This is a genomic window from Microcoleus sp. (assembly GCF_049646505.1).
Classification (GTDB): domain Bacteria; phylum Cyanobacteriota; class Cyanobacteriia; order Cyanobacteriales; family Microcoleaceae; genus Microcoleus.
The window spans coordinates 1-6,183 of sequence record NZ_JBARVX010000202.1 but is presented as its reverse complement, the minus strand read 5'-3'; the positions used below and the strand labels follow the sequence as shown (position 1 = coordinate 6,183).

Below are 6,183 nucleotides of genomic sequence, written 5' to 3'. Positions count from 1 at the left end.
TAGACCTCTTGCCTCAGTCCTTTTAATCAAATTTTGGGACGATGCTCAAAGCCATCCCACAAGAAAAAAAGATTTTTGTGGGACGGGCTCTGGGGCCCGTCCTAATTATTTTTGCAAGAGGTCTATTGAATTTTATACATTTGAAATCTTCAGAAGCGACGGTTGAAACCGATCCGACAAAAACGAAGTCGGGTTCCGCAGACAAGCGAGATTGATTTCAATTGTATTGAACTTTATACATTTGGAATAAGTCGCCGCTTTGCTTTTTTACTACTTTAGCGCCAGCAGCTTTTATCAGTTTTTCCCAGTCTTCTATTGTCTCTAAAAATACTTCTCCTGCTCGATAAGTTTCCAAAATTGCCCAGTCTTCTGCTAGAGGTGCATTTGGGTTGAGGACATCGAATACAAAATGACCGCCCGGTTTTAGTACCCGCTTTACTTCTCCCATGACAATATTCCAATAGTCTATGGGATAGTAACAGCTAAAGCCTGTAGCCAGACATAAATCGAACTGATCTTCTTCGTAATTTAATTTGTGGGCGGGGGCTAATTCTACTCCTTTGAAGAGTTTGGAATTGAGCTGAGGGCCGCGGGCGTTTAATGCGTCTCGGGCGCTGCTGCTGATTTCTTGACCGTAGAAATATGCTTCCCATTCCCGCCAAGGGTAGATCAGAAAGCTGACTCCGCAGCCAATGTCTAAACAGCGCTGGTTTTTTTGGGGTTTGGCAATTTTCCAGAAGGGAGATACTGTTTTTGCTTGGAGGGTTCCGGCTACTGATTCTAGGAAAATTGGCATTGCTTCTACTTCTTCGGGTAGGGCGAATGCTTCTCCTCGATATTCGCGATCGAACCTAGTGGCGACTTGGGATAATAAAATTGGCCAGTTGTCTGATTTTCCTTTGGCAAACCAAGTCTGTTCTTCACCTGCAAGTGGGCGATTCTCTTCGGGATAGCTTCGCTTCGCGGATTTTTTAGACATTCTTGAATTACCTTCTAGAGCCTTTAAGTGCTTTTGTAAAGTTTTGACGGTAAGGCTTATTAAAAATTAACGCCGGCCACAGCAGCGAGAGTTTGAGGCGATTTGCAAAACTTCTGTCGAAGTTAGTGCGATCGAAACCGTTCCAAAATTTCCAAATTCCGCCGCCGTAAGCGACTAGCAAGACTAATCCAATTAACGGTTCCATCAAATAACCTCCTAAGCGACTGATTGGATTTTGAGTTAGCGAGCCTGCATCGCTACTCTATAATCTATCATTTATCAGACGCCTTGGCGCACGGATACCTGCGGCAATTCCACCTTCAGCTAGATACTTCAAAATCGCTGATGGTGGGAAGCTTAAAAATATAACAGAAGTCATTAGTCATTAGTCATCAGTCATCAGTCATTAGTCATTAGTCAGCAGTCATCAGTCAGCAGTGCTGTATCCTCGATCGAGCGATGCGATCGGTCACCAGTCATCAGGAAGAAGGAAGAAGCAATATTCAGTAAGGGTTTGAGCAATTGATAACGTCGTGAATTACCCAACGTTCATCTAAGTACAGATAGAACGCGGGCTTCCCAATTCAACCGCAACAGCCTCTACAGTAGTAGACTTGCGTCCATACCGTTTTGGTCTTACATTGCGTCCAAGGGCAGTAGCGCTGATTCCCAACGCCAAAATCCGTAAGCCTTCATTTCTAATATTGATCGCCGCATTCACATCTCGGTCATGTCGCTGATTGCAACGAGGGCAATCAAACGAGCGGACACAGAGATCCATCTTTGGGATTTGTAGCAGCGTATTTGAGCAAAGGTGAGAAGAGGGAAAAAACCTGCCTATTTCTAGATAAGTCTTGCCGTCAAACTCTGCTTTGTATTTGAGCATGGTGCAAAACATTCCCCAACCTGCATCACTAATTACCTTGGCAAGGTTATGATTTTTGACCATGTTTTTCACTGCTAGATTTTCCACCACGATAACTTGGTTTTCGTTAACTGTCTTACGGGACAGCTTGTGGAGGAAATCCAAGCGCACTCTCGAAATTTTAGAATGTACTTTTGCCACAGCAATACGAGCTTTACGCCGCTTGTTCGTGGTCTTATCCCTTTTGCGAGATAGTTTTCGCTGTTTGCGTTTTAAGTTAAGCTCATGCTTCTTAAGATGCCGTGGGTTTTGGTATTTTGAGCCATCCGAAGTGACGGCAAAATCAATCAGCCCCAAGTCAAGCCCAATCGTCTTGCCTTCACTACTGGGTTCTGGCGAGTCAAGACCATCCTCGACCAATAGCGAAGCATAATAGCGATCGTCAGGCATCCTCGACACCGTAACAGTCCTCAACTTTCCTTCTATGTCTCGATGAACCTTAGCTGTTACCGTTCCTAAGTAACCTGGGAATTTAATTTCGCCTTGGCTCAATAGTTTGACATTTGCGGGATATTGAAGGGATTGCCGACCCTGGCGATTTTTGAAAGATGGATAACCAGTACGTCCGTCAAAAAAGTTAATGAACGCTTGAGATAGATTTAGCACAGATTGCTGAAGACATTGTGAATAGCAAGTTTTTAGCCATTCGTGTTCAGCTTTCCAGAACGGGATCTGCTTTTTCATATCAAGAGCAGACAAACCTTTACCCGTCTCTTTGTAAGCTATTGACATAGCCGCAAGTGACTGATTCCAGACCCAACGGGCACACCCAAAAGCTTGAGCCAAATGAGCTTGCTGTGCATCCGTGGGGTAAAGTCTGACCTTGACTGCTTTTAACATTCCATTATGTTAACACGGTTTACAGAACATGATAAATAATAGGGTGGTGGCAAAGATTATTTGCAAAGTCGGCGGGGCATCGAACCCCTTGACTCGCACAGCGAACATCCCGTCGCTCAAGGTCGTAAGTAGTAGTTCCGAATTAATTACACGAGATTTCTACTGAAACCCTTACCTAGCAAGGAGTCTTTATGTAATTAATTTTGTGTGGTTACTTACCATTAGAGCGCGGGGCTTCCCGCGACTAAGCCGCGACTAAGCTAAGAATTGATAGCGGTGCCCCACAGGTTACAGCAGGCAAACTTTTTCTAGCGGACAATGACGGTAGATAGCTTTCAAAGCAAGGAGGATTTTATGCGTGCAGTGCTGATGGCTGGGGGGTCGGGAACGAGGCTCAGACCCATGACGTGCGATTTACCCAAACCGATGGTGCCGATTCTCAATCGCCCGATCGCAGAACACATTATCAATTTGCTAAAAAAGCATAAGATTACGGAAGTTATTGCTACCCTGCACTACCTTCCTGATGTGATGCGCGAATATTTTACTGACGGGGCAGAGTTTGGCGTTCAAATGACTTACGCTGTGGAGGAAGACCAACCGCTGGGTACGGCTGGTTGTGTCAAAAATATTGCTGAATTGCTCGATCGAACTTTTCTGGTGATTAGCGGCGACAGCATCACAGACTTCGACTTGACAGAAGCGATCGACTTTCACCGCAGCAATAAATCCAAAGCCACCTTAGTTTTAACTCGCGTTCCCAACCCGATGGAATTTGGGGTGGTGATTGCTGACGAAAATTACCGCATCAACCGCTTTCTGGAAAAGCCTTCTAGCAGCGAAATTTTTTCCGATACCATCAATACCGGCATCTACATTTTAGAACCGGAAGTCTTGGATTACCTGCCGGCCAATCAAAAATGCGACTTCTCGAAGGACTTGTTTCCCCTGCTGCTGGAAAAAAACGAGCCGATGTACGGTTACATCGCCGAGGGTTACTGGTGCGATGTCGGCCAGCTAGATGTTTACCGGGAAGCTCAGTACGATGCGCTGCGGGGAAAAGTCAATCTGGATTTGAGTTACTACAGCGAAGTTCGATCGGGAGTTTGGGTAGGTCAAAATACTTTTATTGACGATAGCGCGGTCGTGGAAGAGCCGGCAATGATCGGCAACAATTGCCGTATCGGAGCCCGAGTTAAAATCAATGCCGGTACCGTGATCGGAGATAACGTGACAGTCGGGGCCGACGCTAACCTCAAACGTCCGATCGTCTGGAACGGAGCAATTATCGGCGAAGACGTTCACGTCAGGGCCTGCGTGATTTGCCGCAGCACCCGCATCGACAGGCGCGCCCACATCCTCGAAGGTGCTGTGGTCGGTTCGATGTCGGTCGTCGGAGAAGAAGCGCAAATCGGCCCTGGGGTGCGCGTCTGGCCGAGCAAAAATATTGAATCCGGCGCTCTGTTAAATCAAAATTTAATTTGGGGAGAACAAGCTAAGCGGAATTTATTCGGTCAGCGGGGCGTTCAAGGACTGGCAAATGTGGATGTTACCCCGGAATTTGCCGTGAAATTGGGCGCGGCTTACGGCTCGACTTTGAAACCGGGGACTTCGGTATCGGTTTCTCGCGATCAGCGCAGTATTTCGCGGATGGTTTCGAGGTCTTTGATTGCGGGTTTGATGTCGGTGGGAATTAATGTGGTGAATTTGGAATCGACGGCTATTCCGATCGCGCGCACGGTTACGTCTACGATCTCAATTGCCGGCGGCATTCACGTCCGCATTTCGCCCGATCGTTCCGACCACATTTTAATTGAATTCTTTGATATCAAAGGCATCAATATTACTAAAGGAGCCGAGAAAAAAATCGAGGGGGCTTATTTTAAGGAAGATTTGCGGCGAGCTCTAATTCCCGAAATTGGAGAGATGTCGTACTTCAACCAAGCTCTAGATGTTTACAACCGCATTTTTGAGCGGCAGATGAATGTTGAGGCAATACGCTACAGCAATTCTAAGGTGGTAATCGATTACGTTTACGCAGTTTCTGGAGCAATTCTGCCGCAAGTGCTCGCCAAGTTCGGCTGCGATGCGGTGGTGCTCAATGCCAGTCTCAAGCAGACTTCTCTGAGCAACGGGGAACGGGAATATTTGCTCGACCAACTCGGCCGGGTGGTGAAGGCACTCAGCGCTAATTTTGGGGTGCAGGTGTCGGCCAACGGCGAACAGCTCATTTTGGTAGATGAGTCTGGGATAGCGATTCGCGGGGAAATGCTGACGGCGCTGATGGTAAATTTGATGTTGACTGCTAATCCGAAAGGTACAGTAGTAGTGCCTGTGAATGCGTCTTCGGCGGTGGAGGCGATCGCCCGCCGCTATCAAAGCAAGGTAATCCGCACGAAGGCGAACCCAACGGCTTTGATGGAAGCCGCTAACAGGAACCCGAATGTAGTTTTGGGCGGTAGCGGCAGTATGGGTTTTATTTTCCCGCAGTTGCATCCGGGGTTTGACGGAATGTTCTGCATTGCTAAAGTGATAGAAATGATGACGGTTCAGGAGCGATCGCTCGGACAGATCAAAGCCGAACTTCCCCGCGTCACCCACCGCAGTTACAGCGTCCGCTGTCCTTGGACGGTAAAAGGTTCGCTAATGCGGTATTTGGTAGAAACTCATTCGCCCGATCGTTTAGAATTAGTAGATGGAGTGAAGATTTTTAACTACAGCGACGACAATTGGGTATTAGTTTTGCCCGATGCTAGCGAACCAACCGTTCATATCTACGCCAACAGCGAAGACCGAGATTGGGTATCGGAAACTTTGAAGGAGTACCGGGCTCTGGTTAACGATTTTGTCACCCAAACCGAGGCTGCGGTTCTCCAAGATACATTTGGTAGCGGTAATGACAACTGAGTCATTAGTCAGTGGTCAGTGGTCATTAGTCATTAGTCATTAGTCATTAGTCATTGGTCATTAGTCATTGGTAACGGGTAATTGGTAATTGGTAATTGGGAATGGGTAATTTGTACGATCGCGCAGTCGAAGTATTAGTTATTAATTGTTATAGCCTTTCTCACAAAGATGAGGATCTCTCGCGAGCCTAAAAGCATCGGGCAAACCGGGCAAACCGGGCCTAAAAGCATCGGGCCGAAGAGCATCGGGCATAAAAGCATACCTCACCTTTGTGAGAACCGCTATTTAACAAACAACTAATGACTACTGACTACTGACTACTGACCAATGCCCTGTTTGACCAATGCCCAATCACAATGACTAATGACTAATGACTACTGACTACTGACTACTGACCAATGCCCCATTCCCAATGCCCCATTCCCGATGACTAATGACTAATGACTACTGACTACTGACTACTGACCAATGCCCCATTCCCAATGCCCCATTCCCGATGACAACTGACAACTGACAACTGACAACTGACAAC

Annotated in this window: 4 protein-coding genes; 1 reads left to right on the top strand and 3 read right to left on the bottom strand. The window is 46.9% G+C overall.

The window, feature by feature from the left end; translation table 11 throughout:
• Positions 1–217: 217 nt before the first annotated feature.
• The 3 genes from WBA89_RS11115 to WBA89_RS11105 form a co-directional block, all read right to left on the bottom strand.
• Complete coding sequence (locus WBA89_RS11115) at positions 218–979, bottom strand: class I SAM-dependent methyltransferase (RefSeq protein WP_424406340.1); 762 nt, start codon at positions 977–979, stop codon at positions 218–220.
• Between the two features lie 7 nt (positions 980–986).
• Positions 987–1,184 carry a hypothetical protein gene (locus WBA89_RS11110; protein WP_193974558.1) on the bottom strand — a complete coding sequence of 66 codons (198 nt, stop codon included), beginning with the start codon at positions 1,182–1,184 and terminating at the stop codon, positions 987–989.
• Between the two features lie 348 nt (positions 1,185–1,532).
• A complete protein-coding gene (locus WBA89_RS11105; protein ID WP_424406339.1) occupies positions 1,533–2,744 on the bottom strand; it encodes an RNA-guided endonuclease InsQ/TnpB family protein in 1,212 nt (403 codons plus the stop codon).
• A gap of 354 nt (positions 2,745–3,098) precedes the next feature.
• Between WBA89_RS11105 and WBA89_RS11100 the strand changes: the two genes are divergently transcribed.
• Entirely contained in the window at positions 3,099–5,651 is a 2,553-nt protein-coding gene (locus tag WBA89_RS11100; protein ID WP_424406338.1) for a sugar phosphate nucleotidyltransferase, read from the top strand.
• Positions 5,652–6,183: the final 532 nt, after the last annotated feature.

Coding starts and splice junctions, on each gene's coding strand:
- WBA89_RS11105 (WP_424406339.1), bottom strand. CDS start 2,744: ATGTTAAAAGCAGTCAAGGTCAGACTTTACCCCACGGATGCACAGCAA.
- WBA89_RS11100 (WP_424406338.1), top strand. CDS start 3,099: ATGCGTGCAGTGCTGATGGCTGGGGGGTCGGGAACGAGGCTCAGACCC.
- WBA89_RS11110 (WP_193974558.1), bottom strand. CDS start 1,184: ATGGAACCGTTAATTGGATTAGTCTTGCTAGTCGCTTACGGCGGCGGA.
- WBA89_RS11115 (WP_424406340.1), bottom strand. CDS start 979: ATGTCTAAAAAATCCGCGAAGCGAAGCTATCCCGAAGAGAATCGCCCA.